Raw genomic sequence first — 24,381 nt, forward strand, 5'->3', positions numbered from 1 at the left:
GTCCGGACTGCGCGCATGGCGCGTCAGCCCGGGCCCGGCCCATCCTTAGAAATTGTAACGAGCACCCACGGTGATGGCGTCTGCCTTGGCACCGAAGTCCTTGCTCTTGCCATAGCGCTCATATTCGAGCGTCAGGGCGACCTGTTTGTTGATGTTGTACTGGGCGCCAACGCCTGCATACACGCCGGTGTCGCTTTCCTTGTAGTTCAGGTTCGCCGAGGTGCTGTCGACCTTGCTGTAACCGACGCCCAGCTTGCCGTACACCGAGAACATCTCGTTCACAGGCATGGTGCCCTTGCCGGCGACGTAAGCGCGCTTGCCTTCGGTGCTGCCGGTGTAGTTGTTGTTGCCGATCTTGTAGTCGTATTCAGCCTTGCGCAGGTCGGTGTAACCGGCTTCCACGCCCCACATCGGGGTGATATCGACGCCGCCGAAGACTTTCAGCGATGGCTTGTAACCGTCGCCGTCGAAGTCGCTGCCGCCGATTTTAAAATTGTGGTCGGACGATGCCACGCCCAGGCCGATGTACGGAGCAGGGCTTTGCGCCTGTGCGGCGGTCATTGCGGTGGCGCCGGCGATCAATGCAAAAATGAGCTTTTTCATGCGGAATCCTTTGTTTGAAACAGTCTGTTCCGCAATTCCCAATGAATTGCGAGGTAATCAAGATAGCACCAGCCAAAGCGCGCATGAAGGGTCATTCCGTAATACTTGTAAGCAAATGTAACGTAAAAAAGGGCGCTGCCGGGGAATAACTGACCAGATGTTCAGATATATGTATTTTTACGTTGTCGCACGTTAAGCGCAAATTAAAAGATGTAGCGGAAAGTTAGGTTCACGCGCGGCCCGATGGCGCGCGTCGACTTGTTAATTCCATGCTGCCAATGCTTTTGAGTGTTTCCTGACATCACTATTAAAGTACCGTCATTTAAGCCTAGTTTAAGTGTCTGTTTTGTCCCTTTGTGGCGCAGGATGAAGGTGCGGGCGGCCCCGAAACTGAGCGATGCGATCACCGGCTGTTGGCCGAGCTCGGCTTCATCGTCGCTGTGCATGCCCATGCTGTCGCGCTCGTTGCGGTAGTAATTGAGCAGGACGCTGTTGAAACGATGCCCGCAGGCGGCCTCGACCGCGTGCTTGAGTTCCAGCAGCAAAGGCGTGAACGGCAGCGGTTCGAGGCGCAGGCCGGAATAGGTGTAGGCGGCCTCGCCATGCCAGGCGGTCAGGCGCGGTTGCGGATGCGCCTTGCCCCACAGGGTGATCGACTCGGCGCGCCAGGCGGTCTCGGCGATCAGGCGCGCCAGCAGCTCGGCGTTGGACAGGCGCAAAGGCAGCCGGGGCAGCACCGACAAGCAGCCATCGGCGAGCGGAAAGGGCGTGAGCCGGGTTTCTTGAAACAGGTCCATGGGAGGGCGGTATGGCGATATGATGGCGGGAAGATACGAACGAGCGAGGTATTTTCGCATGAAAAAACGCCACTTCCTGGGCGCTGCAATGAGTGCGGCGGCGCTGCCCGCCATCGCAGGTGCGGATGCCGGGCGCGCGCCCGGCCCCGCCCTGCTGACCCTGACCGGCGCGCTGGCGCGCAGCAACCGCGGCCCGTTCGACCCGGTGCGCGACCAGATGATGCACAAGCAAAAGCTACGCTTCGAGAAAGCCTTCAGCATCGACTTCGGCGCCCTGCTGGCGCTGCCCGCAGTGAGCATCCGCCCGACCCTGGAATACGACAGCCGGCCGCATACGCTGCGCGGGCCGCTGCTGCTCGATGTGGTGGCGCTCTCCGGCACGCGCCCGCGCGAGGACGGCAAACTGCTGCTGCGCGCGGTCGATGGCTATGCGGTGGCGCTGCCGGTGGCGCAGGCGCGCGCGCAGCGCTTCATCGTCGCCACCCATCTGGACGGCAAACCGATGGCGCTGGGCGGACTGGGGCCGCTCTGGGCGGTGTACGACGCGGACCGGTTCGGGGACATGGCCGCCAGACCGGTGGCCGAACGCTTCGGCGCCTGCCCGTGGGCCCTGTATCACATCGAGGTGACAGGCTAGGCGTAGGCTTCGGCCAGCGACATCACGCGCGGCGTGACGGTAATGCCGATGTTGCCGAACAAGGTATCGATGGCTTTCAGGTTTTCCTCGCACTCTTCGGTTTTCCAGCCTTTGAAGATGTCGGTGCCGTCCTTCTGGAAGTGCAGGTCGAGCACCTTGCCGCGGTCCTTGTGGGTATAGGCCTCGCTGTGGGTATTCTGGAAGCCCAGCTCGGCCAAGCCGGCCAGCAGGGAACTGGGCGGATTATCAGGGTCGGTGGCGAGGAATACGCCAAAAGTCTTGCCGGGCGGTTTAGCGGCAATGTCGACTTCATAAATGCCGGGCGCCTTTGTGACAGACGTACTTTTCAAAAATAGCATGCTGGTCTCCCTGGTCGACGTAAGCAGCGGCATGGCGATCCCTGCCGTTTTGGCAAGTCTCCCGCAACATCACCGTAACGGTCTAGCTTATTGCGATTTTTTACGTTTGTCGATGCATGGTTGCATCTTTTCGCATTAATGCATCAGCCGCGTTGCATAAGCGCGCCGATCGCGCTTTTATTGCAAAACCGGCGGCCGGCGAACCGGGTACAGACCCCGGTTTTGCAAGTTTTACGGTGTTGCAAAACCGGGGTCTGTCCCCGGTTTTGCAAGTTTTACGGGGTGGCCGGCCGGATCCAGCCCATGAAAGCGTCGTCTTCGATGTCGCCGCGCGAATTCCTCACGCGCCCGCGCAGGCGGCCTTCTTCGACGAAGCCGAGCGAGGCGTACAGCGCGCGCGCCTTCACATTCGATTCGCGCGCGAACAGCTCGACCCGCGTGATATGGGGCAGGTGCTCGCTCACCTCGGCCAGCAGGGCGCCGAACAGGGCGCGTCCCACGCCCTTGCCCTGGCATGCGGGCGCCACGGCAATGGTGAGGTCGGTCAGCAAGTGCGACAGCGCGGCGATGCCGACACGCGAGGCGTGGATGTCGCCGCCGATCACGCCATCTTCTTCGTAGACGAATTGGACGCCATCGGCCGCCGCTTTGCGCATGAAGGCGGTCACATAGTCGTCCGTGACTTCGTCCGGCGTGCGCGCAATGCCGTCCGGGACGCATGCCACCGCCTTGTACAGCGCCACCAGCTGCGCATGGTCCTTCGCTTCGGCTTTCCTGATCATGTTTTGTCCTTGCCATTGTGCTCCATCTTGCGCAGCGCAAGGTCGGCGGTCGCGGCCACCAGCGCCGCGTACAGCGCCCCGGTCGGCCCGTCCCACGCGGCCAGCGCCGCCTGCTGGCGCGCCACGGTATCCATGTCGCCGCGCGCAATCGGCCCGCTCAGCGCCGCCGCCGCGCCCAGGCGGAACACATTGGCCATGCTTTCCGACGCCAGCGGCTGCGCCAGCGCGCGCGCCACCGGCTCCGGCACGCCGGCCGCCTGGTAGGCGCGCAGGGCGGCGTCGAGCACCGTCACCAGGTAATTCGAGGCGAACACCGAGGCCGCGTGGTACACCGTTTTGGCCTGCGCGTCGATCGGCACCGGCTGCGCACCGATCGCTTCCAACGCGGGCGTGAGCACGGCCAGTGCCGCGCAATCGCCTTCGATCCCGCAAAACGTGCCGCCGAAGTGCCGCGCCACCTGCGCCGGATCGGCAAAGCTGCGGATCGGATGCACGCTCGCCGCCAGCGCCCCGGCCTGCGTGGCCGGCGCCAGTTCCGCCGCCGATCTGGCGCCGCTGCAATGGAACACGATGGCGCCCTGTAAGGGCTGGCAGCGGGCCAGTTGCGCGCACACGGGGCCGATCTGGTCGTCGCCGACGGCCAGCATCCACACGTCGGCGCTGCGCATCCGGTCCATGGACGGCACTGCGCGCCCGGCCTTGACAAAGCCGACCGCGTCCTGCGCGCCCGCCTGCGAGCGGGTCAGCACGTCCTGCACCGCAAACGCGCCAGTGGCGGCGAACAGGCGGCCCAGCACGCGCCCCACATGGCCGGCGCCGATCAGGTTGAGCGTGCGCGCCACCTAGAAGCCCGACCCCGGCTGCTTGAGGAATTCGATTTCCTCAGGCGTCGACGCACGCCCCAGGATCGCGTTACGGTGCGGGAAGCGGCCGAAGCGCGCGATTACGCCACGGTGGCGGTGCGCATAATCGAGCGCGCCTTCGAAGGCCTTGCCGTACTGCGCCAGCCCGGCAAACAGGTCCACCGCGCGCTCCTGCATGCGCGCATCCTCGGCATGCTCGAAGGGCATGTAGACGAACCAGCGCTCCAGCGGCGTCAAGGTCTTGTCGGCGCCGGTGTCGACCAGGCGCATGGCGGCGGCCAGCGCCAGCGCATCGCCCGAAAACGAGGCCGGCTGGCCACGCCAGGCGTTGCGCGTGAGCTGGTCGAGCAGCACGATGCGCGCCAGCGCCCCTTGGGGGCCTAGCTCGTCCCACTCGCGCAGGCCGCCGGCGACGGCGTGTTCGAGCAGGGGGCCGAAACGCCCGGCCACCTCGGCGTCGAAAGCGTCGCTCTTGCGAAACCAGACCTCGCGCGCCTCGCCATGGCCTTCGGCGCCGGCGGGCAGGAACCAGAAATCGAGTATGTCTTGTGCCTTCATGGCAGCTCCTTGGGTACGGCTTGATTAATTACGGGCGTGGGAGATCTGAAAACTGTCGATGCCGTTGAACTGCGCCAGTTCGGCCGCCAGGTCCGACAGCGGCGCGCCGCTTTTTTTCGACAGTGCCAGCGCCACGAAACGCCATTCCTGCATATTGTTCTCGCTGCCGATGGTGAGCGAACCGCCGGCAATCGCGTAGCCGCGCGCCAGCGCGATGCGGCGCAGCGCATCTTCGCGCGGCACGAAGTCGTGCTTGAAGCGCATCATCACCGCCACCGCGTGGCGCGAGGGCAGCCAGGCTTCGAGCTTGGACAGGTAAATCATGATCATCGCAGAAAAGAAGGCCAGCCCCATCGCGGCCAGGTAAAAGCCGACGCCGACCAGGATGCCGATCACCGACGAGGTCCAGATCGAGGCGGCCGTGGTCAGGCCGCTGATGTTGAACCCTTCGCGCATGATCACGCCCGCCCCCAGGAAGCCGATGCCCGTGACGATGCCCTGGATCACCCGGGTCGGATCGACCGCGGCCAGCAGGGAGGCGCCATGGCCGCCGAACCAGAAGCCCGGATAGCCGCCCACGATGGTCAGCGCGGCCGAGGCCATGCACACCAGGCCATAGGTGCGCATGCCGGCCGCGCGCCCGTGGTACGAACGCTCATAGCCGACCAAGAGCCCGAGCGCCAGGGCGCCCAGCAGATTGAGCAGGATCAGGCCATTGGTGGCAATTTCGGGTTTCGACCAGTAGGCCGCAATCAGCTCCGCGAACGACATGCGCTTTCCTTCAGGGTGACACTCAGGGAACTTGGCTAGGAAGCGGGCTTCTTCTTCACCAGCTGCTTCTCGAAGGCGACATCGAGCTTGCTGACGCGGCGCGCCACCTGCGGCCCGAGCTTGTTGACAAAGGCGACGAATTGGTCGAGGTCGAGCGGGGCGCACAGGGGCGGCTCGCCCGGCGCTTCGGACAGGAAGAACAGGCCTTCGCTGGTACGGGCCATCGAGTAGCCGGCGTTGCCGCTGCGGACCTTGAGGCGGTCGACGGCGGCGCTGGCGCGGGTTGAACGTGCGGTCGACATCAGATCTCCTGCGTGCGTAGTTGAAGCCAGGCGGCGGCCGGGCCGCTCACGTGCGGCGCCAGGCGCGCGCGCACGGTGGCGTGGTAGTCGTTGATCCAGGCGATGTCGTCGGCGCGCAGCAGCGGCAGGTGCAGGCAGCGCGTGTCGATCGGGCACAGGGTCAATGTTTCGAAGCGCAGCCAGTCGCCGAATTCGGTTGGCTCTGTCGCCACGTTCAGCACCAGGTTTTCGATGCGGATGCCCCAGCGGCCGGGCCGGTAGATGCCCGGTTCGACCGACGTGATCATGCCCTCTTCCATGGCGGTGTGCGGCTCCGGCATGGCGCTTGCGGAGATCGACTGCGGGCCTTCGTGCACGTTCAGGAAGAAGCCGACCCCGTGCCCGGTGCCGTGGCCGTAGTCGATGCCGGCGGCCCAGATCGGGGCGCGCGCCAGCGCATCGAGCATCGGCGAACGGGTGCCGCGCGGGAAGCGCGCCGACGACAGTGCGATCACGCCCTGAAGCACCCGGGTAAAGTCGCTGCGCTGCTCCTCGCTGGTGGCGCCGACCGGCACCACGCGGGTGATGTCGGTGGTGCCGCCCAGGTACTGGCCGCCGGAGTCGATCAGCAGCAGGCCGTCGCCTTCGATGACGGCGTGCGCGGCTTCGCTGGCGCGGTAATGGATGATGGCGCCGTTGGCGTTAAAGCCGGCGATGGTGCCGAAACTGGGGCTCACAAAATTCGGCCGGCGCGCGCGCGCGGCCGTGATGTGGCGGTCGATGGCCACTTCGGTCAACGGGGCGCGCGCCGGGTTGGCCAGTTCGGCCTCGAGCCAGGCGAAAAATTCGCACAGGGCCGCGCCATCGTGCTCCATGGTGGCGCGCACGTGGGCGGCGTCGGGCGCGGATTTTTTCGATTTGGCGAAGGTGCTCGGGTTGATCGCTTCGATCACCATGACGCCCGCTGCGACGGCGCCCCGCATGCCGGCGGTGATGCGGCGCGGGTCGACCAGCAGCGCGCTGTCGGCGGGAAGCGCGGCCAGCGCGGCGGCGGCGGCGTCGTACGGGGCCAGGCTCACGCCATCTTGCAAGAGGCGCGCGCGCAGGTCGGCCGGGATCTTGGCTTCGCCCACGAACAGGGTCGCGCTGTCAGGCCCGAGCAGCGCATGCGCCAGGAACACCGGGTTGTAGCTCACGTCGGCGCCGCGCAGGTTGAACAGCCAGGCGATGTCGTCGAGGGTGGAGATGAAATGGCGCTCCGCGCCCAGTTTTGCCATGGCGGCGCGGGTAGCGGCCAGCTTGTCGGCGCGGCTCAGGGAGGCGAACGGCGCAGCGTGCTCGAACACCGGCTGCGGCGGCAGCGCCGGGCGCTCGCTCCAGACGCCGTCGAGCAGGTCGATATCGGTGCGCAGAACGATGCCGCGCGCTGTCAATGCGTCCGCCAGCAGGCGCGCGGTGGACAGGCCCAATACACGGGCGTCCACCGCCACCGTCTGGCCGGGGGCCAGGCTGGCGGCCAGCCAGTCGATGTGCAGCAGGCTGGCGCCGGACGGGATCTTCATCAGTTGCACGCTGCTGCCGGCCAGTTCGGTGTCGGCCTGGGTCCAGTAGCGGGCGTCGGTCCAGCAGCCGGCGAAGTCCTGTGTGGCGATGAAGGTGCCGACCGAGCCGGTGAAACCGGTCAGCCATTCGCGCCCCTGCCAGCGGCCGGGCAGGTATTCGGACAGGTGCGGGTCGGACGAAGGGATGATGCAGGCGTCGACCTGCGCGCCCCGCATGGCGGCGCGCAGTTGCGCGAGGCGTTCATCGCGCGTGGTGGAGGTGGGCATGGGCAGCGTTGAATCGGGTGGTGTCATTAGTCTAATGATACCTCTATCGCGCCCGGCCGTGGCGTATCAAGCGCGCGCTGCCACGGCAGGCTTGAGCGCCATGCGCACACGCTGCCTGGCGAGCACGCAAGTGCAAGCCGGCACTTACTCAGAGATTGCCCGCTTCTTCAGCCCTTGATGACTTTGTATACGGTGACATCGATTGTGTTCACACTGAGCGCTTGCACTCGGCCATGCTCATCGAATGTAAAAGTGAAATCGACCTTTACCGCCGGGTCGGACCAATTCGACGTGTCGAACCTTGCGCCAATATTTTTCAATCTCCATTTTCTGACGAAACTGCACAGTATCGAATCGGGAATGAGAGCCGGGATGCATTCGCCATGGTTTCCGGTAAAGGTGCTTTCAACCCTGCTCTGTTCCTGATCTAAAAAAAGATCGTTGCCGAGCAATTCCAGTGTCGCTTGATTGATGCCGACAACACGACGCGGTCCTGAACTAGGATCGGCGGGCCTCCCGGATTCATGCGAATGGCGCAACAGATCCGACAGGACGTCGTTATCCAGAACACTAAAGTCATCACGCGCTGCAGGCATATAACATCCTGCCAATGTCGAGATCAACATGCAGATCACTCCCGCTTTTGCTACTGACACTAAACAAATATCGTGAACTCTTCCCACGTTTAATACTCCAGAAATAGAAAATCTTTTGGACGAAACCGCGGCGCACACGCATTTTCCGGGAAACCAGCCTGCTCGGCATCAAAAAACTCACGCTTGGAAGTGGCGCAGCCCTTCCAGGTCGAGCACGCGGATGCCGCCGTAATCGAGCCGCACCAAGCCTTCTTTTTCGAGCAGCTGCAAGGCCTGGTTGGCGCGCTGGCGCGAAGCGCCCGACAGGTAGCCGATTTCTTCCTGCGAAATCTGCACCATCTTTTCCAGCCCCGGGTACAGGTGCGAGTTGAACATGGCGGCCAGGCAGCGCGCCACGCGGGTATCGATATCGAGCGTGCGGTCGTTTTCGACCAGGCCGATGAACTGGCCCAGGCGCTCGTTGAGCTGCATCAGCAGAAAACGCGTGAACGGCAGGCTCACTTCCAGCAGCCATTCGAAGGTTTCGCGCGGCATGCGCGCCACGCGCGTGTCGCGCAGCGCCATCACATCGTATTTGCGCATCTGGTCCTTGAGCAGCGAGCCTTCGCCGAACCAGCCGCCGGTGGGTACGCCGGCAAACGTCACGTTTTTCCCGGACGGCGAAAAATTGTTGATCTTGACCAGCCCGTCGATGATCCCGACCCAGTTTTCCAGCGGCTCACCCTTGCGGCATACAAATCCGCCCTTGGGCACGAACTGTTCGAAGCAGTCGGCCTCCACCCGGATCATCTCGGCGCTCGTGAGGGTGCGGGCCCAGATGGTCGAGCGCAGGTGATCTATTAATGTCTGTGTCTGGTTTGTCATTGTGCGCCGCAGCATCGAAAGTCGCGAATTTGAGGCGCAATTGTCATCCAAAAGACAACCTCCCCGGCCAACGCGAGCTAATATCATCACACAAAAAACGCGCCACCCCGCTTTTGACGTTTGCGGAGGGGCCAGACAAACAAAAGGGGACGCTGGTGCAGACACTCGATGGCTCGCAATTGCAGACTTTTCCACGGCGCCTGCTGGCGCACGCACAGGAACGCCCGCAGCGCCCCGCCTTCCGCGAAAAGCACCTGGGCATCTGGCAGACCTGGAGCTGGCTGGAGGTCAACGCTGAAGTGCGCGCGCTGGCCTGCGGCCTGGCCTCGCTCGGTTTTGCGCGCGGCATGAACCTGGCCATCATCGGCGACAACCGCCCGCGCCTGTACTGGGCCATGCTGGCCGCGCAAGCCATTGGCGGCGTGCCGGTGCCACTGTACCAGGACGCGCCGGCGGCCGACATGGCGTATGTGCTCAACGACGCCGAAATCGCCTTTGCCATCGTCGAGGACCAGGAGCAGGTCGACAAGCTGCTCGAACTGCAGGCCCTGTGCCCGCAGGTGCGCCACATCGCTTTTGATGACGAACGCGGCATGCGCCACTACAAGCAGGCCGGCCTGACCTCGTTCGCCGCGCTGCAAGCGCTCGGCCGCGCGTGGGACCAGGCCCACCCCGGCGCCTTCGACGCCGCCGTGGCGGCGGGCGCCGGCAGCGACATTGCGATCATCCTGTACACCTCCGGCACCACCGGCAAACCGAAGGGCGTATGCCAGTCGCATACGGCGCTGATGGCGGCCGGCGTGGGCGGGGTCGGCTTCGACAAGCTCACCGACCGCGAAGATATCCTGTCGTACCTGCCGATGGCGTGGGTGGGCGACTGCCTGTTCTCGCTGGCGCAGGCCATGGTGGCCGGCTTTACGGTCAACTGCCCGGAGTCGGGCGACACGGTGCTGACCGACCTGCGCGAGATCGGACCGACCTACTACTTTGCGCCGCCGCGCGTGTTCGAGAACATGCTCACCACCGTCATGATCCGGATGGAAGACGCGAGCGCCATCAAGCGCAAGATGTTCCACCATTTCATGGACGTGGCCAGGCGCTGCGGCGCCGATATTTTGGACGGCAAACCGGTATCGGGCGCGGACCGCGCCGCGTATGCGCTCGGGAGCCTGCTGGTGTATGGCCCGCTGAAAAATGTGCTTGGCCTGTCGCGCGTGCGCGTGGCCTACACCGCCGGCGCGGCGATCGGACCGGACCTGTTCCGCTTCTACCGCTCGATCGGCGTCAACCTCAAGCAGCTGTACGGCTCCACCGAAACCTGCGCCTACGTGTGCCTGCAACCGGACGGGAACATCAAGTTCGACAGCGTCGGCCTGCCGGCGCCCGGCGTCGAGGTGAAAATCGCCGCCAGCGGCGAGGTGCTGGTCAAGTCGGCCGCCACCATGGCCGGCTATTTCAAGCGCGCCGATGCGACGGCGGAAGTGATCGACGCCGACGGCTACTTTCATACGGGCGACGCCGGCATTTTCGATGCCGAAGGCCACCTGAAAATCATCGACCGCGCGGCCGACGTGGGCAAGATGGACTGCGGCGCAATCTTCGCCCCGAACTACATCGAGAACAAACTCAAGTTCTTCCCGTTCATCAAAGAGGCGGTCGCGTTCGGAAACGCGCGCAGCCAGGTGTGCGCCTTCATCAATATCGACATGGAAGCGGTCGGCAACTGGGCCGAGCGGCGCAATATTGCCTACGCCGGCTACACCGACCTGGCCGCGCACGGCACCACCTACGACCTGATACGCGACTGCGTCGAGAAGGTCAACGCCGACCTGGCCGGCGAAGCGCTGATGGGCGCGACCCAGATCCACCGCTTCCTGGTGCTGCACAAGGAGCTCGACCCGGACGACGATGAACTGACGCGCACGCGCAAGGTGCGGCGCAAGTTCATCGCCGACAAATACGCGGTGCTGATCGAGGCGCTGTACACCGACAAGACCAGCCAGTTCATCAGCACCCAGGTCAAGTTCGAAGATGGACGCGTAGGAACGGTCAGCGCCGATCTGCGCATCTGTGGGGCCACCACCTACCCTGTTCTGGAGAAGGCTGCGTGAGGAGCGCGTTGCGATGAATATGAACGAACCTAATGAACCAGCGATGAATGAGCCGGCAGCGGCGGGACCGGCGCGCAAGATCGGCCCGGTGATCCTAGACCTGAACAACATCTCGCTGTCGTTCGGCGGGGTCAAGGCGCTCACCGATATTTCGTTCAACGTGAGGCAGCACGAAATCCGCGCCATCATCGGACCGAATGGGGCTGGCAAGAGCTCGATGCTGAACGTGATCAACGGCGTGTACCGCCCGCAGCAAGGCGAGATCGTGCTGCGCGGGGAGCACCGCAAGAACATGGACTGTTATGGCGCGGCCAAGGCGGGCATTGCGCGCACGTTCCAGAACATCGCGCTGTTCAAGGGGATGACGGTGCTGGACAACATCATGACCGGCCGTAACCTGAAGATGAAGTCAAATTTCCTGATGCAGGCCTTGTACTGGGGGCCGGCGCGGCGCGAAGAGATTGCGCACCGCGAAAAGGCGGAGGAAATCATCGACTTCCTGGAAATCCAGGCGATCCGCAAGACGCCGGTGGGGCGCCTGCCGTACGGGCTGCAAAAGCGCGTGGAGCTGGGGCGGGCGCTGGCGGCCGAACCCGATATCCTGCTGCTCGATGAACCGATGGCGGGCATGAACGTGGAGGAGAAGCAGGACATGTGCAGGTTCATTCTCGACGTGAACGACCAGTTCGGGACCACCATCGTGCTGATCGAGCATGACATGGGCGTGGTGATGGATATTTCGGACCGCGTTGTGGTGCTCGATTACGGCAAGAAGATCGGGGACGGCACGCCGGATGAAGTGCGCAGCAATCAAAACGTGATTAATGCGTATCTGGGAGTGGCGCATTGAAGCGATCACCAAAAACTATCAGCGCGTCGCCCCCGCGCCAAGGCGGCCCTCGGCAGGGGTCCATAGCACCTATGCTCAAAGGTGCTATAGATTCCCGCGGGGCCGCCAAGGCCTGCGCGGGAACGACGGGGTTAACCGATGGACCTGAGGACGCACCATGAATTTTTTCTTTGAAGTCCTGATCGGCGGCCTGCTCTCCGGCGTCATGTATGCGTTAGTCGCCATCGGCTTCGTGCTGATCTACAAAGCCTCGGGCGTGTTCAACTTCGCCCAGGGCGCGATGGTGTTTTTCGCCGCCCTCACCTGCGTCGGCATCATCGACAAGTTCGGCGTCTCGATCTGGATCGCCATTCCGCTCACCATGGTGGTGATGATCGCGCTCGGTCTGGCCATCGAACGGGTGGTCCTGCGCCCGCTGGTCAACCAGCCCGAAATCACGCTCTTCATGGCCACCATCGGCCTGGCCTTCTTCATCGAAGGACTGGCCCAGCTGCTGTGGGGATCGCAGGTGCACAAGCTGGACCTGCCGATCGAAGACGTGCCGATCCCCTACCTGCTGGATAACTACAACATCATCGTCTCCCAGTTCGACGTTACCGCCGCCGCCATCTGCGCGCTGCTGGTCACCGCGCTGGCGCTGCTGTTCTCGAAAACCAAAGTCGGACGCGCCCTGCGCGCGGTGGCCGACGACCACCAGGCGGCGCTCGCGGTCGGCATCCCCTTGCAGCAGATCTGGGCCGTGGTGTGGTCGGTGGCCGGACTGGTTGCGCTGGTAGCGGGCCTGCTGTGGGGAGCGCGCAACGGCGTGCAGTTCGCGCTCACTTTCATCGCCCTGAAAGCGCTGCCGGTCCTGATCCTGGGCGGGTTCACCTCGGTCCCCGGGGCGATTGTCGGTGGCCTGATCATCGGCGCTTCCGAAAAGCTGGCCGAGGTCTACATCGGCCCGATGGTCGGCGGCGGCATCGAAGGCTGGTTCCCCTACGTGCTGGCCCTGTTGTTCCTGCTGGTGCGGCCGGAAGGCTTGTTCGGCGAAAAAATCATCCGGAGAATCTGACATGTTTTACCGCGAAGCCGGACAATTCAAGACCACCTACGAAACCGACGGCCAGATCTTCCCGATCCGCCAGGACCGCATCGCCCTGGGCGCCCTGCTGCTGCTGGCGCTGGTCCTGGTGCCGCTGTTCGCCTCGCCCTACATGCTGTCGGCGATCCTGATTCCGTTCCTGATCTTTTCGCTGGCCGCGCTGGGCCTGAATATCCTCACCGGCTACTGCGGCCAGCTCTCGCTCGGCACCGCCGCCTTCATGGCGGTCGGCGCGTTCGCCTCGTTTAACTTTATCGCGCGCCTGCCCGGCATTCCGATGCTGCTCGCCTTTGTGCTGGGCGGCCTGTGCGCGGCCATGGTGGGCATCGCCTTCGGCCTGCCGTCGCTGCGCATCCGCGGCTTTTACCTGGCCGCGTCGACCCTGGCGACCCAGTTCTTCGTGGTCTGGTGCCTGACCAAGATTCCCTACCTGACCAATTACAGCAGTTCGGGCGTGATCACGGCGCAGAAGATCGTCATCTTCGGCTACCTGTTCGATTCGCCGGCCAGCAAGTACATGCTGGTGCTGGCCATCGTGGCGCTCATGGCGCTGCTGGCCAAGAACATGATCCGCTCGAACGTGGGCCGCTCGTGGATGGCGGTGCGCGACATGGACGTGGCGGCCGAAGTGATTGGCTTTCGGCCGATGCGCACCAAGCTGCTGGCGTTCGCGGTCAGTTCGTTCTACTGCGGCGTGGCCGGCGCGCTGTACGCGTATGCCTATCTGGGCACGGTCGAACCGGAAGCGTACAGCCTCGATCTGTCGTTCCGCATCCTGTTCATGATCATCATCGGCGGGGTCGGCTCGGTGCTCGGGTCCTTCCTGGGCGCGGCCTTCATCGTGCTGCTGCCGGTGTTCCTCAATATCCTGGCGCACAGCCTGTCGCTGCCAACCTCGGTGGCGTCGAACCTGGAGTTCATGGTGTTCGGCGCGCTGATTATCTTTTTTCTGATCGTGGAGCCGCACGGCCTTGCGCGCCTGTGGCAAGTAGGTAAAGAAAAACTGCGGCTTTGGCCGTTCCCGCACTAACGCATTCTTCCGGAGACGACAATGAATCACGTAAAACACAAGATGAAGAGCGGTAAATTCAAGGCCCTGCTGTTATGCGCCGCCCTGGTCGGCGCCTTCAACCAGGTGCAGGCGGCCGACCAGTTCCTCGCGCTGCCGTCCTACCGCGTGGGCCCGTACGCGGCCGGCGGTTCGGGCTTTTACGGCGGCGCGATCGACTACTTCAACCTGGTCAACGCCAACGGCGGCGTCAATGGCGTCAAGATCCTGTGGGAAGAATGCGAGACCGAATACAACCCGTCGCGCGGCATCGAATGCTACGAACGGCTGAAAACCAAGAACGGCGGCGCCACCATGGTCGAGCCGCTCTCCACCGGCATCGCCTACGGCGTGCTCGATCGCCTGGTGCAGGACAAGATCCCGATGACGACCCTCGGCTACGGCCGCTCCGACGCGGCCAACGGCAAGGTGTTCCCGTACGTTTTCCCGCTCATTACCAGCTACTGGAACCAGGCGGCGGCGATGATCAAGTACCTGGCCGACAAGGAAGGCGGCTACGCCAAGTTGAAAGGCAAAAAAATCGTCCACCTGTACCACGACTCGGCCTTCGGCAAGGAGCCGCTGCCGGTGCTGGAAGCGCAGGCCAAGCAGTACGGCTTCGAGTTGATCAAGATCGCCGTGGCGCCGCCGGGCAGCGAGCAGCAGTCGCAGTGGCTGCAGATCCGCCAGGCCAAGCCGGATCACGTGATCCTGTGGGGCTGGGGCGTGATGAATTCGGTCGCGATCAAGACCGCGCAGCGCAACGGCTTCCCGCGCGAGAAAATGCTGGGCGTGTGGTGGGCCGGTTCGGAAGAAGACATGATTCCATCGGGCGAGGCGGCCAAGGGCTACACCTCGATGACCTTCAACACGCCGGGCAACTACCCGCTGATCGACGAAATCCGCAAGAAGGTCTACGCCCCTGGCAAAGGCAACCTGGCCGACCAGGCGCGTATCGGCTCGGTGTACCACATGCGCGGCCTGACCGCCGGCATCCTGTGGGTGGAGGCGATCCGCGTGGCGCAGGACAAATTCGGCAAGGGCAAGACCATGAGCGGCGACCAGATTCGCTGGGGCCTGGAAAACCTGAACGTGGACGAGGCGCGCCAGAAGGCGCTGGGCGCGTTCGGCATGTTCCCGACCGTGAAGACCAGCTGCGACGACCACGAAGGTTCGGGTGCGGTCAAGGTCCAGCAGTGGGACGGCAAGAAGTGGATCGCCATCACGCCGAACTGGGTGGTGGGCGACAAGGCCCTCACGCGCAAGCTGGTCGACGAGTCGTCGGCGGCCTACGCGGCCGAGAAAAAGATCACGCCAGGCTGCATGAAGTAAGCCTGTCCAGTCCCTTGCCCTCGCGCCAGAGCAGCGGCGCGGGGGATTTTTATACCATGCCAAGAGCCTATGAACACCATCGCTGCCAGCACGCCGTACCTGTCGGTCAATAACATCGAAGTCATTTACGACCATGTGATCCTGGTGTTGAAGGGCGTGTCGCTGCAGGTCCCGAAAGGCAAGATCGTGGCCCTGCTGGGCGCCAACGGCGCCGGCAAGTCGACCACCCTGAAAACCATTTCGACCCTGCTGCGCGGCGAACGTGGCGACGTGACCAAGGGCGAAGTGCAGTTCAAGGGTGAACGGGTCGACCACCTGACGCCGAATGAACTGGTCAAGCGCGGCCTGTCGCAGGTGATGGAAGGGCGTCACTGTTTCGGCCACCTGACCATCGAAGAAAACCTGCTGACCGGCGCTTACACACGCAATATCTCGCGCGCCGAACTGAAAGCCGCACTGGAAGCGGTGTACCAGTATTTTCCGCGTTTAAAGGAGCGGCGCGGCAGCCAGGCCGGCTACACATCGGGCGGCGAACAGCAGATGTGCGCGATCGGGCGCGCCCTGATGGCCAAGCCGTCGATGATTCTGCTCGATGAACCGTCGATGGGCATCGCGCCCCAGATCGTCGAAGAGATCTTCGACATCGTCAAGGATCTCAATCAAAAAGAAGGCGTGTCCTTCCTGCTGGCCGAGCAGAACACCACGGTGGCGCTGCGCTACGCCGACTTTGGCTACATCCTCGAGAACGGGCGCGTGGTGATGGAGGGCGAGGCCAAGGAACTGGCCAGCAATGAAGACGTCAAGGAGTTCTATCTTGGCGTGGCTGGCGCGGAGCGCAAGAGTTTCAGGGACATGAAGTTTTACCGCCGCCGCAAACGCTGGCTGGCTTGAAGGATCACCATGGATTTTGAAGCTGCCAAAGCGCTGTGCCGCACCTTCCCCGGCGCGACCGAAGACCTGAAGTGGGAGACGCGGGCCGTGTATTCGGTGGGCCAGAAGATGTTCGCGATGTCGGATTATGCGGTGCCGGCGGCCGGCATCTGCTTCAAGGTGGAGGACGAGCGCTTCCTGGAGTTGACCGACCGCCCCGGCATCATTCCCGCGCCTTACCTGGCGCGGGCCAAGTGGGTGCACGTGGAGGAGGCGAAGGCGCTCAGCGACGCTGAAGCAGCGGCGCTGCTGCGGCGCGCCTACGAACTGATTTTTGCAAAACTGACGCGCAAGCTGCAACGCCAGATCGGAGAACAAGCATGAAGGTGGACGCCCCCGTCGATACCCTCGACGCCTTAGAGACGCGCGACCCGCAGGAGCGCGAACGCGACCTGATGGCGCGCCTGCCGCAGCTGATCGAGCGCGCCCGCAGCGCGCCGGGCTGGGCGCGCATCCTGCAGGGCGTCGATAGTGCCGCCATCGACAGCCGCGCCGCGCTGGCGACCTTGCCGATCACGCGCAAGGCCGATTTAAAGGCGCTGCAGACGGCGGCGCGCCCCTTTGGCGGGCTGGCGGTGACGCCCGTGGGCGAATTGGCGCGGGTGTATGTGTCGCCGGGGCCGATTTTCGATCCGGAGGGGCGCAGCCAGGACTGGTGGCGCTTTGCGCGGCCGATGTATGCGGCCGGCGTGCGCGCGGGCGGGCTGCTGCAGAACTGCTTTTCGTATCACTTCACGCCGGCCGCCTTCATGGTCGAAGGCGGGGCGGCGCGCATTGGCTGCGCGGTGATTCCTGCGGGCGCCGGGCAGACCGAGATGCAGGTGCAGGCGATTGCCGACCTGCGGCCGGATACGTATGTGGGCACGCCTTCCTTTTTGCGCATCATCATCGAGAAGGCGCGCGAGATGGGCGCCGATATCAGCAGCATGCAGCACGCGCTGATGGGTGCCGAGGCGCTGCCGGAATCGCTGCGCGCGTGGTTCCGCGACAACGGCGTGCCGCATGTGTTCCAGACCTATGCCTCGGCAGATATCGGCAGCATGGCGTACGAAACGGCCACCGGCGGCGTGCTCAATCCCGGCATGATGCTAGACGAAGATGTGGTGCTCGAAATCGTGCGCCCCGGGAGCGGCGAGCCGGTGGCGCCGGGCGATATCGGCGAGATCGTGGTGACCTTGTTTAATGCGGATTACCCGCTGATCCGCTTTGCGACCGGGGATATGTCGGCCCTGCTGGTGGACGCGCCGCCGTCGCGCTGCGGGCGCACCAACATGCGCATTCGCGGCTGGCTGGGACGGGCCGACCAGACCACCAAGGTCAGGGCGATGTTCGTGCATCCGTCGCAGGTGAACAATATCGTACGGCGGCATCCGGGGATCCTGAAGGCAAGATTAGTGGTCACCGGGCGTATGGCCAACGATGTGATGACCCTGCACTGCGAGGTGGACGGCGCGCCCGATGCGGCGCAGGCGGCGGCGATCGTGGAGTCGATTCGCGAGGTGACCAAGCTGCGTGGGGAAGTGCGGTTCGAGTCGCCGGGGACGCTGGCTGATGATGGGAAGGTGATTGAGGATTTGAGGGATTACAGCTAAGCTCCCGCCTCGATATACCTTCACTTCTTCCAGCGAACCTTCGAGCCGTCGTCCCCGCGAAGGCGGGGACGACGAGGTAGCGGGAGAACGCTGTCGATGGTGACGCGAGCGGCGTTCGCTGTCGGTGGCGGCGCGAACGCCGGCAATATCACAGCGCTGGCCGCGCCCCCTGTCGCACAATTCCAACTGTTCGCATTGTGCAGTGCACTTTGCAGGATAATTGCCTGGTGTCCTTTATGAGCTAACCACCATGCAAGAATTCCACGCTGAACGTGCACGCACCCTTCTCAACAATGCGGAGGAAATCTTTGATGCCGCCGCCGTCCAGGCCGCCGTGCGCCAGGTCGCCGACAAGCTCAACGAGCGCTTCGACCGTCCCGACAACGCCGCCTTCCCGCTGGTCCTGGGCGTCATGGGCGGCGCCGTCGTGTTCACCGGCAACCTGCTGCCGCAGCTGCGCTTCCCCCTCGAATTCGACTACATCCACGTGAGCCGCTACGGCGACGACGATCAGGGCGGCAATGTGGTGTGGAAAGTCATCCCGCGCCCCAGCGTGGCCGGCCGCATCATCATCGTGCTCGACGATATCCTGGACGAAGGCGAAACCCTGGCCCAGGTCAAGCAGCGCCTGCTCGACATGGGCGCGGCCGAGGTTGTCATCGCCGTGTTTGCCGATAAAGCCCTGAAACGCAGCAAGCCGGTCAAGCCGGACATCGTTGGCCTGTCCATTCCCAACAAGTTCGTGGTCGGCTTTGGCATGGATGTATATGGCTACTGGCGCAACTTGCCTGGCCTGTGGGCAATCCGTGCGGAAGACCTCAAGCAGCGGTAATTTTCAACAAAATCGTCACGCGCATGAAAAACCCGCCGCGATCCTACGCGGCGCGGGTAATACCAATCAAAATGGGTACTAAATCGGTACTACTGACGTTGTGTACAATTTGATATCTCTCTGATATCCCGCCTTTCTCCACCCCCACATTCGACGATGCGTTTCCCGTATATGCATGCGCGATAAACGAATACCTTGCCTGAACGAGATATTCTTTCGAAAATCTAACTGGTATTTCATTTTACTCAACTCGTTAAAACCACTTGACTACCAATTCTCCGAGGCTCACTCTGGCTCACCGTTTTCCGGATTGATCGGCGCAGGTCCGATGTCAAATAATCGAAAAACGGACACCTATCGACCAAGGAGACAACATGCAATACAACACAAAGAGCAGCCTGCTGATCGCGCTCATCGGCGGCATGCTCGCCGCGTGCGGCGGCAGCGGCGGCGACAAATCCGACATGCAGGGCAGCATGACCAAAACGGCTGCGGCCGTGGTCGCCTGCGCCGACTGGAATGCCACCGCCATCTACACCGCCGGTAATTGCGCGGTCTACCAGGGCAAAGTCTACAAAGCCAAGTGGTGGACCCAGAACAATATCCCCGGCACCGAACAATGGGGCCCGTGGGAACTGACCACCGACACCCCGACGCCGACGCCAACCCCGCCGACCCCGACCCCAACGCCGACGCCGCCAACACCGACGCCGACCCCAACGCCACCAACCCCGACCCCAACCCCGGTCGGCGGACGTGAAATCGGTTCCTATTTCGCGCAGTGGGGCGTGTACGGCCGTGGCTACGAAGTGGCCGACATCCATACCACCAAGACACCAGTGAACGGCGTGCCGACCAGCGTGGCTGACCAGCTCACCTTCATCAACTATGCCTTCGGCAACGTGTACGCCAAAAACGGCGGCTACGAGTGCGACATGGTAACCAAGGCCGAAACCGGCAACACCACGCCGCCGCCAGCCGACGCCGGCACCGGCGGCGACGCCTACGCCGATTACCAGCGTTCGCCTGCGCGCACCGTCGACGGCAAGGTCATCCCATGGGATGCCAAGCTGACCGGCAACTTCGCCCAGCTCAAACTGCTGAAAGCGGCCCACCCGAACCTGAAAGTGTTCATATCGCTGGGCGGCTGGAGCTGGTCACGCTACTTCTCGGCGGCCGCCAAGACCGACGCCTTGCGCAAGCAGCTGGCGCGCTCGTGCATCAAGCAATTCATCGCGGGCGACTTGCCGGTGCAGGATGGACGCGGCGGTCCGGGCGCGGCCAAGGGCGTGTTCGACGGTATCGATATCGACTGGGAATACCCGGGCGGTGGCGGCCAGTCGTACAACACGGTCGACACGGTCAACGACAAGCGCAACTTCACCTTGCTGATGGCCGAGTTCCGCGCCCAGCTTGATGCACAGGGCAAGCTCGACGGCAAACGCTATCCACTGACGGCCGCCATCGGCGCCGGCGGCGAGAAGATTGCCCAGACCGAACCTGCGCTGTATAGTCAGTACATGGACTGGGTCAACGTGATGACGTACGACTTCCACGGTGGATGGGAAAACACGACTAATTTCCACGCGCCACTGTACCGTGACCCTGCCGACCCGGCGACCGGCAACCTGATCAAGTACAACACCGACGACGCGATCAAAACGCTGATCGCAGCCGGCATGCCGAAAAACAAAATCCTGCTGGGCGTGCCGTTCTACGGCCGTGGCTGGAAAGGCGTGAGCCCCGGCCCGCGCGGCGACGGTTTGTACCAGGCAGCAACCGGTCCGGCAGCCGGCCAGTACGAATCGGGCATCGACGACTACAAGGTTCTCATCAATAAGGCCGGCACCCGCTGGACTCATCCGGTGACCAAGCAGTTGTACCTGCTGACGACCAACGCCGAATGGTGGAGCTATGACGATCCGGCCACCATCGACATTAAGATGAAGTATGTGCGCGATCAGGGCCTGCGCGGCGCGTTCTCCTGGGAACTCGACGGCGATGCCAACGGTGCCCTGACCAGCGCAGTATGGAAGGGCCGCTAAGCGGCTAAGCGGAGGGACCGGCTGCCGACTCGCAAGGCGGCCGGTGTCTCCATGCCCGCAACCTCCTGGAGAAACCTCTTGAAAATTCAATCGAACGTGCAGCAGAACGTGCAGCCGACCATGCAGGTCAACGACGACTGGCGCCGCTGGATCGCCGAAAACCTCATGCTCGGCACCTCGCCCGAAGCGATTGCCGCCATCCTGGTCAAATCGAACGTGTCGCAGGCGAACGCCCGCACCGAAATCGACGCGGCGCTGCGCAGCCCGTACTTGCAGGCTGCGCGCAGGCTGGCCAATCGGGTCAACAAGCGCGACTGGGTGCTGAACATCCAGGCGCAATTGAACCGGCTGTACGACGAGGGGATTGAACGACGGGAAAAGCTCTCCGGCGAGGACTTCCTGCAACAGTATTACCGCACCAACCGGCCGGTGATCATCACCGGCATGCTGGAGCATTTCCCGGCACGCCAGAAATGGAATCTCGACTATTTTGCGCAGCGCTTCGGCGAACGCGTGGTCGAGGTGCAGTTCGGACGCGAAGCCGATCCCCAATACGAGCTCAATAGTATCGCCCACAAGCGCAAGATGCCTTTCGGCGAGTACGTGGAGATGGTCCGCACCAGCGGCCACACCAATGACTTTTACATGACCGCCAACAACGATTCGCTCAACCGCGACGCGTTGAAGGAATTGTTCGACGATGTTGGCGCCCTGCCCGAGTACCTCGATGACGACCCGGGCAGGCGCGGCTTTTTCTGGTTCGGCCCGGCCGGCACGGTGACCCCGTTCCACCACGACCTGACCAATAACTTCATGGCCCAGATTATCGGGCGCAAGAAGATCAAGCTGATGGCGCCGTCGGACACGCCAAGGGTCTACAACCACCGGCACTGCTTTACCGAGGTGGACGCCCGCAACATCGACCTGGCGCGCTTTCCCGCCATGGCCGAGGTGCAGGTGCTCGAATGCGTGCTGGAACCGGGGGAAATTTTGTTCCTGCCGGTTGGATGGTGGCATTACGTGGAAGGGCTCGATATGTCGGTGACGCTGTCGACGACCAATTTCCGATGGCCGAATGATTTCTACACAAACTATCCCCCGAATCATGATTTTTAGGGGGACCACAATGAATCACGGAGACAATAATAATGACGATCAATCGTTTGATGGGCGCCCTTCTCGGCAGCGCCCTGGTAGCGTGCGGAGGCGCCAGCGGTCCTGACGCCGTTCAGGGCCAGGGTGGCGAATCGAAACGCCAGCTGGCCCAGGTTGTAGTGTGCAGCGCATGGTCCGCCAGCCAGGTGTATACGGCTGGCGCCTGCGTCAGCCACCTGGGAAAAACCTACACGGCGAAGTGGTGGACACAGAATAACGTGCCCGGCGCCGAGGAATGGGGACCGTGGGCGCTGTCGACGACACCGACTCCTACACCAACGCCGACTCCTACACCAACGCCGACTCCTACACCAACACCAACGCCGACGCCGACTCCGACGCCGACACCGACGCCTACCCCAACGCCAACACCGACCCCGACGCCAACGCCAACGCCGACGCCTACTCCAACACCGACGCCAACGCCCACGGTCGCCTGCCGCCCTGACGGCCTGACCTCCAAGGTACCCAACGTGCCCTACTGCGGCGTGTACGACGCCAATGGCCGCGAAGTGCTCGCGCACGGGCTGAACCGCCGCATCGTCGGCTACTTCACCAGTTGGCGTACGGGCAAGGATGGCACGCCTTCCTACCTCGTCAACAACATCCCGTGGGACAAGATCACCCACGTCAACTACGCGTTCGCTGCGGTCGATCCCGCCACGTCCAAGCTGTTGCTCGGCAGCGGCCCGGCCAATCCGGACACGGGCCTCACCTGGCCCGAGAACCCGGCCGCCGCGATGGACCCGAGCCTGCCTTACAAGGGCCACTTCAACATGCTGGCGCAATACAAGCGCAAGCATCCCGACGTGAAGATCATGCTCTCGGTGGGCGGCTGGGCAGGCAGCGGCGGCTTCTACACGGCCACCACCAATGCCGACGGCTCGCTCAACAGCGCCGGCATCGACACCCTGGCCGACTCCATGGTCGCGTTCCTGCGCCAGTACCGCTTCTTCGACGGCATCGACATCGACTACGAGCACCCGACCACCAACAACGAAGCCGGCAACCCGCTCGATTTCGGCATGTCGAAGCCGCGCCTGGCCGGCCTGATGAAAAGCTACAACGTACTGCTGGAAAGGGTACGCACCAAGCTCGACACGGCCGCAGTGGCCGACAAGAAGTACTACATGCTGACCATCGCCGGTTCGGCCTCGGCCTGGATTTTGCGCGGCGAAGAAAACCTGTCGGGCCTGAAGTACCTCGACTACGCCAGCCTGATGAGCTACGACCTGCACGGCGGCTGGAACCAGTACGTCGGTCCCAACGCGGCCCTGTTCGATGACGGCAACGATGCCGAACTGCGCGCCGGCAACGCCTACCAGTTCGCCAACATCGGCTACCTGAACGTCGACTGGTCGTACCGCTACTACCGTGGCGCGCTGCAAGCCGGACGCATCAACCTGGGCGTGCCGTACTACACACGCGGCTGGAAGAACGTGAACGGCGGCACCAACGGCCTGTGGGGCACCACCGCGCTGGTCAGCTCGACCGTGACCTGCGCCGGCGTCAAGACCTGCGGCGAAGGCGCGGTCGGCATCGACAACCTGTGGCACGACCTCGACGTCAACGGCCAGCCGATCCCTGGCGGCGGCAATCCGCTGTGGCACGCGCTGAACCTGGAAAAAGCCATCCTGCCGGACTACCTGGACGCCTACAAGGTGACCGACAAGACCCTGCGCGGCACCTACCAGCCGAACTACAGCGCCACCATGGCGGCGCCGTGGCTGTGGAATCCGACCACCCGCGTGTTCCTCTCGACCGAGACGGCGCAATCGATGGATGCCAAGGCGCGCTACATCGTCGACAACAACGTCGGCGGCATCATGATCTGGGAAATGGCGGGCGACTACGCGTGGGATGCCAGCAAGAACAGCGGCAAGGGCCAGTACGTGATGGGCAACACCCTGACCACCAACACCTTCAACACCTTCAAGGCGGCGGGGCCGTACGGCAACAAGCGCGCCGAGACAGCCGTGCCTGCCAGCAGCGCCAGGGTGAGCATCGAGCTGGGCGGCTGGAAGCTGGGCGACAGCAACTTCCCGATCAATCCGGTGATGACGGTGACCAACAAGTCGGCCACCACCATTCCGGGCGGCAGCGTGGTGGAGTTTTCGTATCCGGTGTCGGCGCCGGCCAACATGAGCGACCAGTCGGGGTATGGGCTGAAAGTGACGGCGGCCGGATATACCGGGCCGAACAACATCGGCGGCTTCAAGGCCAACTTCAACCGCGCGCAGTTCACGATTCCGGCATGGCAGGCGCTGGCGCCGGGCGCGTCGGTCTCGCTCACGCTCAATTACCAGTTGCCGATTTCGGGGCCGTCGAACTATGCGATCACGGTCGGCGGCAAACGCTATGCGCTGGCCGATGAGTATCCGGAACTGCCGGTGGCGCTGCCGTAAGCGTCGCTTGAGTACGTAGCCAAGGACCCGGAAACGCCAGCGCGCGCTTCCGGGTTT

Annotated in this window: 24 protein-coding genes; 13 read left to right on the forward strand and 11 right to left on the reverse strand. The window is 63.5% G+C overall.

What is annotated here, in order from left to right:
• Positions 1–45: 45 nt before the first annotated feature.
• Together F1609_RS18790 and F1609_RS18795 are read right to left on the reverse strand one after the other, a co-directional pair.
• Positions 46–603 carry a porin family protein gene (locus F1609_RS18790; RefSeq protein ID WP_167077987.1) on the reverse strand — a complete coding sequence of 186 codons (558 nt, stop codon included), beginning with the start codon at positions 601–603 and terminating at the stop codon, positions 46–48.
• Between the two features lie 203 nt (positions 604–806).
• Positions 807–1,400: an alpha-ketoglutarate-dependent dioxygenase AlkB family protein gene (locus tag F1609_RS18795; protein ID WP_167077989.1), complete on the reverse strand. Its 594-nt coding sequence runs from the start codon at positions 1,398–1,400 to the stop codon at positions 807–809.
• Between the two features lie 58 nt (positions 1,401–1,458).
• Here F1609_RS18795 and F1609_RS18800 point away from each other — a divergent pair, with 58 nt between their 5' ends.
• Positions 1,459–2,037 (forward strand): putative pterin-binding protein, encoded by a 579-nt coding sequence (locus F1609_RS18800; RefSeq protein ID WP_167077991.1) that lies wholly within the window; start codon positions 1,459–1,461, stop codon positions 2,035–2,037.
• Here F1609_RS18800 and F1609_RS18805 read toward each other — a convergent pair.
• From F1609_RS18805 to F1609_RS18845, 9 genes are all read right to left on the reverse strand, one after another.
• A complete protein-coding gene (locus F1609_RS18805; protein WP_167077993.1) occupies positions 2,034–2,396 on the reverse strand; it encodes a hypothetical protein in 363 nt (120 codons plus the stop codon). The genes F1609_RS18800 and F1609_RS18805 overlap by 4 nt on opposite strands.
• 275 nt (positions 2,397–2,671) lie before the next feature.
• The gene (locus F1609_RS18810; RefSeq protein ID WP_167077995.1) at positions 2,672–3,178 is read right to left on the reverse strand and encodes a GNAT family N-acetyltransferase; all 507 of its coding nucleotides are present in this window, start codon (positions 3,176–3,178) and stop codon (positions 2,672–2,674) included.
• Positions 3,175–4,020: a Rossmann-like and DUF2520 domain-containing protein gene (locus F1609_RS18815; RefSeq protein WP_167077997.1), complete on the reverse strand. Its 846-nt coding sequence runs from the start codon at positions 4,018–4,020 to the stop codon at positions 3,175–3,177. Before F1609_RS18815 ends, F1609_RS18810 begins: the two co-directional genes overlap by 4 nt.
• Positions 4,021–4,599: a DUF924 family protein gene (locus F1609_RS18820; protein ID WP_167077999.1), complete on the reverse strand. Its 579-nt coding sequence runs from the start codon at positions 4,597–4,599 to the stop codon at positions 4,021–4,023.
• A gap of 24 nt (positions 4,600–4,623) precedes the next feature.
• Positions 4,624–5,370, reverse strand: a complete 747-nt coding sequence (locus tag F1609_RS18825; RefSeq protein WP_167078001.1) for an MgtC/SapB family protein — start codon at positions 5,368–5,370, stop codon at positions 4,624–4,626.
• A gap of 35 nt (positions 5,371–5,405) precedes the next feature.
• Complete coding sequence (locus F1609_RS18830; RefSeq protein WP_167078003.1) at positions 5,406–5,672, reverse strand: hypothetical protein; 267 nt, start codon at positions 5,670–5,672, stop codon at positions 5,406–5,408.
• On the reverse strand, positions 5,672–7,480 hold the full coding sequence (locus F1609_RS18835; protein ID WP_187363058.1) for an aminopeptidase P family protein: 1,809 nt from the start codon (positions 7,478–7,480) through the stop codon (positions 5,672–5,674). The genes F1609_RS18830 and F1609_RS18835 overlap by 1 nt, the downstream gene beginning before the upstream one ends.
• A 167-nt stretch (positions 7,481–7,647) precedes the next feature.
• Complete coding sequence (locus tag F1609_RS18840; RefSeq protein WP_167078007.1) at positions 7,648–8,106, reverse strand: hypothetical protein; 459 nt, start codon at positions 8,104–8,106, stop codon at positions 7,648–7,650.
• 147 nt (positions 8,107–8,253) lie between these two features.
• Positions 8,254–8,940 carry a Crp/Fnr family transcriptional regulator gene (locus tag F1609_RS18845; RefSeq protein ID WP_167078009.1) on the reverse strand — a complete coding sequence of 229 codons (687 nt, stop codon included), beginning with the start codon at positions 8,938–8,940 and terminating at the stop codon, positions 8,254–8,256.
• Between the two features lie 152 nt (positions 8,941–9,092).
• On the opposite strand from F1609_RS18845, the gene F1609_RS18850 reads away from it, so the two are divergent.
• From F1609_RS18850 to F1609_RS18910, 12 genes are all read left to right on the forward strand, one after another.
• Complete coding sequence (locus tag F1609_RS18850; RefSeq protein WP_196785462.1) at positions 9,093–11,051, forward strand: AMP-dependent synthetase/ligase; 1,959 nt, start codon at positions 9,093–9,095, stop codon at positions 11,049–11,051.
• Between the two features lie 43 nt (positions 11,052–11,094).
• Positions 11,095–11,901: an ABC transporter ATP-binding protein gene (locus tag F1609_RS18855; protein WP_229421943.1), complete on the forward strand. Its 807-nt coding sequence runs from the start codon at positions 11,095–11,097 to the stop codon at positions 11,899–11,901.
• A gap of 157 nt (positions 11,902–12,058) precedes the next feature.
• Positions 12,059–12,955, forward strand: a complete 897-nt coding sequence (locus tag F1609_RS18860; RefSeq protein ID WP_166875883.1) for a branched-chain amino acid ABC transporter permease — start codon at positions 12,059–12,061, stop codon at positions 12,953–12,955.
• A 1-nt stretch (position 12,956) separates the two neighbouring features.
• Positions 12,957–14,015, forward strand: coding sequence for a branched-chain amino acid ABC transporter permease (locus F1609_RS18865; RefSeq protein WP_167078015.1), 1,059 nt, complete (start codon positions 12,957–12,959; stop codon positions 14,013–14,015).
• A 21-nt stretch (positions 14,016–14,036) separates the two neighbouring features.
• On the forward strand, positions 14,037–15,365 hold the full coding sequence (locus F1609_RS18870; RefSeq protein ID WP_229421944.1) for an ABC transporter substrate-binding protein: 1,329 nt from the start codon (positions 14,037–14,039) through the stop codon (positions 15,363–15,365).
• A gap of 69 nt (positions 15,366–15,434) precedes the next feature.
• Positions 15,435–16,256 carry an ABC transporter ATP-binding protein gene (locus F1609_RS18875; protein WP_167078017.1) on the forward strand — a complete coding sequence of 274 codons (822 nt, stop codon included), beginning with the start codon at positions 15,435–15,437 and terminating at the stop codon, positions 16,254–16,256.
• A gap of 9 nt (positions 16,257–16,265) precedes the next feature.
• Entirely contained in the window at positions 16,266–16,619 is a 354-nt protein-coding gene (locus tag F1609_RS18880; protein WP_167078019.1) for an MmcQ/YjbR family DNA-binding protein, read from the forward strand.
• A complete protein-coding gene (locus F1609_RS18885; protein ID WP_167078021.1) occupies positions 16,616–17,887 on the forward strand; it encodes a phenylacetate--CoA ligase family protein in 1,272 nt (423 codons plus the stop codon). Before F1609_RS18880 ends, F1609_RS18885 begins: the two co-directional genes overlap by 4 nt.
• A 250-nt stretch (positions 17,888–18,137) precedes the next feature.
• Positions 18,138–18,719: a hypoxanthine-guanine phosphoribosyltransferase gene (locus F1609_RS18890; RefSeq protein ID WP_167078023.1), complete on the forward strand. Its 582-nt coding sequence runs from the start codon at positions 18,138–18,140 to the stop codon at positions 18,717–18,719.
• Positions 18,720–19,093: 374 nt separating this feature from the next.
• The gene (locus F1609_RS18895; protein ID WP_167078025.1) at positions 19,094–20,764 is read left to right on the forward strand and encodes a glycosyl hydrolase family 18 protein; all 1,671 of its coding nucleotides are present in this window, start codon (positions 19,094–19,096) and stop codon (positions 20,762–20,764) included.
• 120 nt (positions 20,765–20,884) lie between these two features.
• Entirely contained in the window at positions 20,885–21,880 is a 996-nt protein-coding gene (locus tag F1609_RS18900; protein ID WP_187363066.1) for a cupin-like domain-containing protein, read from the forward strand.
• 158 nt (positions 21,881–22,038) lie between these two features.
• Positions 22,039–24,324, forward strand: coding sequence for a chitinase C-terminal domain-containing protein (locus F1609_RS18910; protein ID WP_370661644.1), 2,286 nt, complete (start codon positions 22,039–22,041; stop codon positions 24,322–24,324).
• Positions 24,325–24,381: the final 57 nt, after the last annotated feature.

Source organism: Massilia aquatica (genome assembly GCF_011682045.1).
Lineage (GTDB): Bacteria > Pseudomonadota > Gammaproteobacteria > Burkholderiales > Burkholderiaceae_D > Telluria_A > Telluria_A aquatica.

Coding starts and splice junctions, on each gene's coding strand:
- F1609_RS18810 (WP_167077995.1), bottom strand. CDS start 3,178: ATGATCAGGAAAGCCGAAGCGAAGGACCATGCGCAGCTGGTGGCGCTG.
- F1609_RS18800 (WP_167077991.1), top strand. CDS start 1,459: ATGAAAAAACGCCACTTCCTGGGCGCTGCAATGAGTGCGGCGGCGCTG.
- F1609_RS18885 (WP_167078021.1), top strand. CDS start 16,616: ATGAAGGTGGACGCCCCCGTCGATACCCTCGACGCCTTAGAGACGCGC.
- F1609_RS18825 (WP_167078001.1), bottom strand. CDS start 5,370: ATGTCGTTCGCGGAGCTGATTGCGGCCTACTGGTCGAAACCCGAAATT.
- F1609_RS18805 (WP_167077993.1), bottom strand. CDS start 2,396: ATGCTATTTTTGAAAAGTACGTCTGTCACAAAGGCGCCCGGCATTTAT.
- F1609_RS18895 (WP_167078025.1), top strand. CDS start 19,094: ATGCAATACAACACAAAGAGCAGCCTGCTGATCGCGCTCATCGGCGGC.
- F1609_RS18865 (WP_167078015.1), top strand. CDS start 12,957: ATGTTTTACCGCGAAGCCGGACAATTCAAGACCACCTACGAAACCGAC.
- F1609_RS18795 (WP_167077989.1), bottom strand. CDS start 1,400: ATGGACCTGTTTCAAGAAACCCGGCTCACGCCCTTTCCGCTCGCCGAT.
- F1609_RS18830 (WP_167078003.1), bottom strand. CDS start 5,672: ATGTCGACCGCACGTTCAACCCGCGCCAGCGCCGCCGTCGACCGCCTC.
- F1609_RS18900 (WP_187363066.1), top strand. CDS start 20,885: ATGCAGGTCAACGACGACTGGCGCCGCTGGATCGCCGAAAACCTCATG.
- F1609_RS18870 (WP_229421944.1), top strand. CDS start 14,037: ATGAATCACGTAAAACACAAGATGAAGAGCGGTAAATTCAAGGCCCTG.
- F1609_RS18890 (WP_167078023.1), top strand. CDS start 18,138: ATGCAAGAATTCCACGCTGAACGTGCACGCACCCTTCTCAACAATGCG.
- F1609_RS18855 (WP_229421943.1), top strand. CDS start 11,095: ATGAATGAGCCGGCAGCGGCGGGACCGGCGCGCAAGATCGGCCCGGTG.
- F1609_RS18820 (WP_167077999.1), bottom strand. CDS start 4,599: ATGAAGGCACAAGACATACTCGATTTCTGGTTCCTGCCCGCCGGCGCC.
- F1609_RS18790 (WP_167077987.1), bottom strand. CDS start 603: ATGAAAAAGCTCATTTTTGCATTGATCGCCGGCGCCACCGCAATGACC.
- F1609_RS18880 (WP_167078019.1), top strand. CDS start 16,266: ATGGATTTTGAAGCTGCCAAAGCGCTGTGCCGCACCTTCCCCGGCGCG.
- F1609_RS18840 (WP_167078007.1), bottom strand. CDS start 8,106: ATGTTGATCTCGACATTGGCAGGATGTTATATGCCTGCAGCGCGTGAT.
- F1609_RS18875 (WP_167078017.1), top strand. CDS start 15,435: ATGAACACCATCGCTGCCAGCACGCCGTACCTGTCGGTCAATAACATC.
- F1609_RS18845 (WP_167078009.1), bottom strand. CDS start 8,940: ATGACAAACCAGACACAGACATTAATAGATCACCTGCGCTCGACCATC.
- F1609_RS18860 (WP_166875883.1), top strand. CDS start 12,059: ATGAATTTTTTCTTTGAAGTCCTGATCGGCGGCCTGCTCTCCGGCGTC.
- F1609_RS18835 (WP_187363058.1), bottom strand. CDS start 7,480: ATGCCCACCTCCACCACGCGCGATGAACGCCTCGCGCAACTGCGCGCC.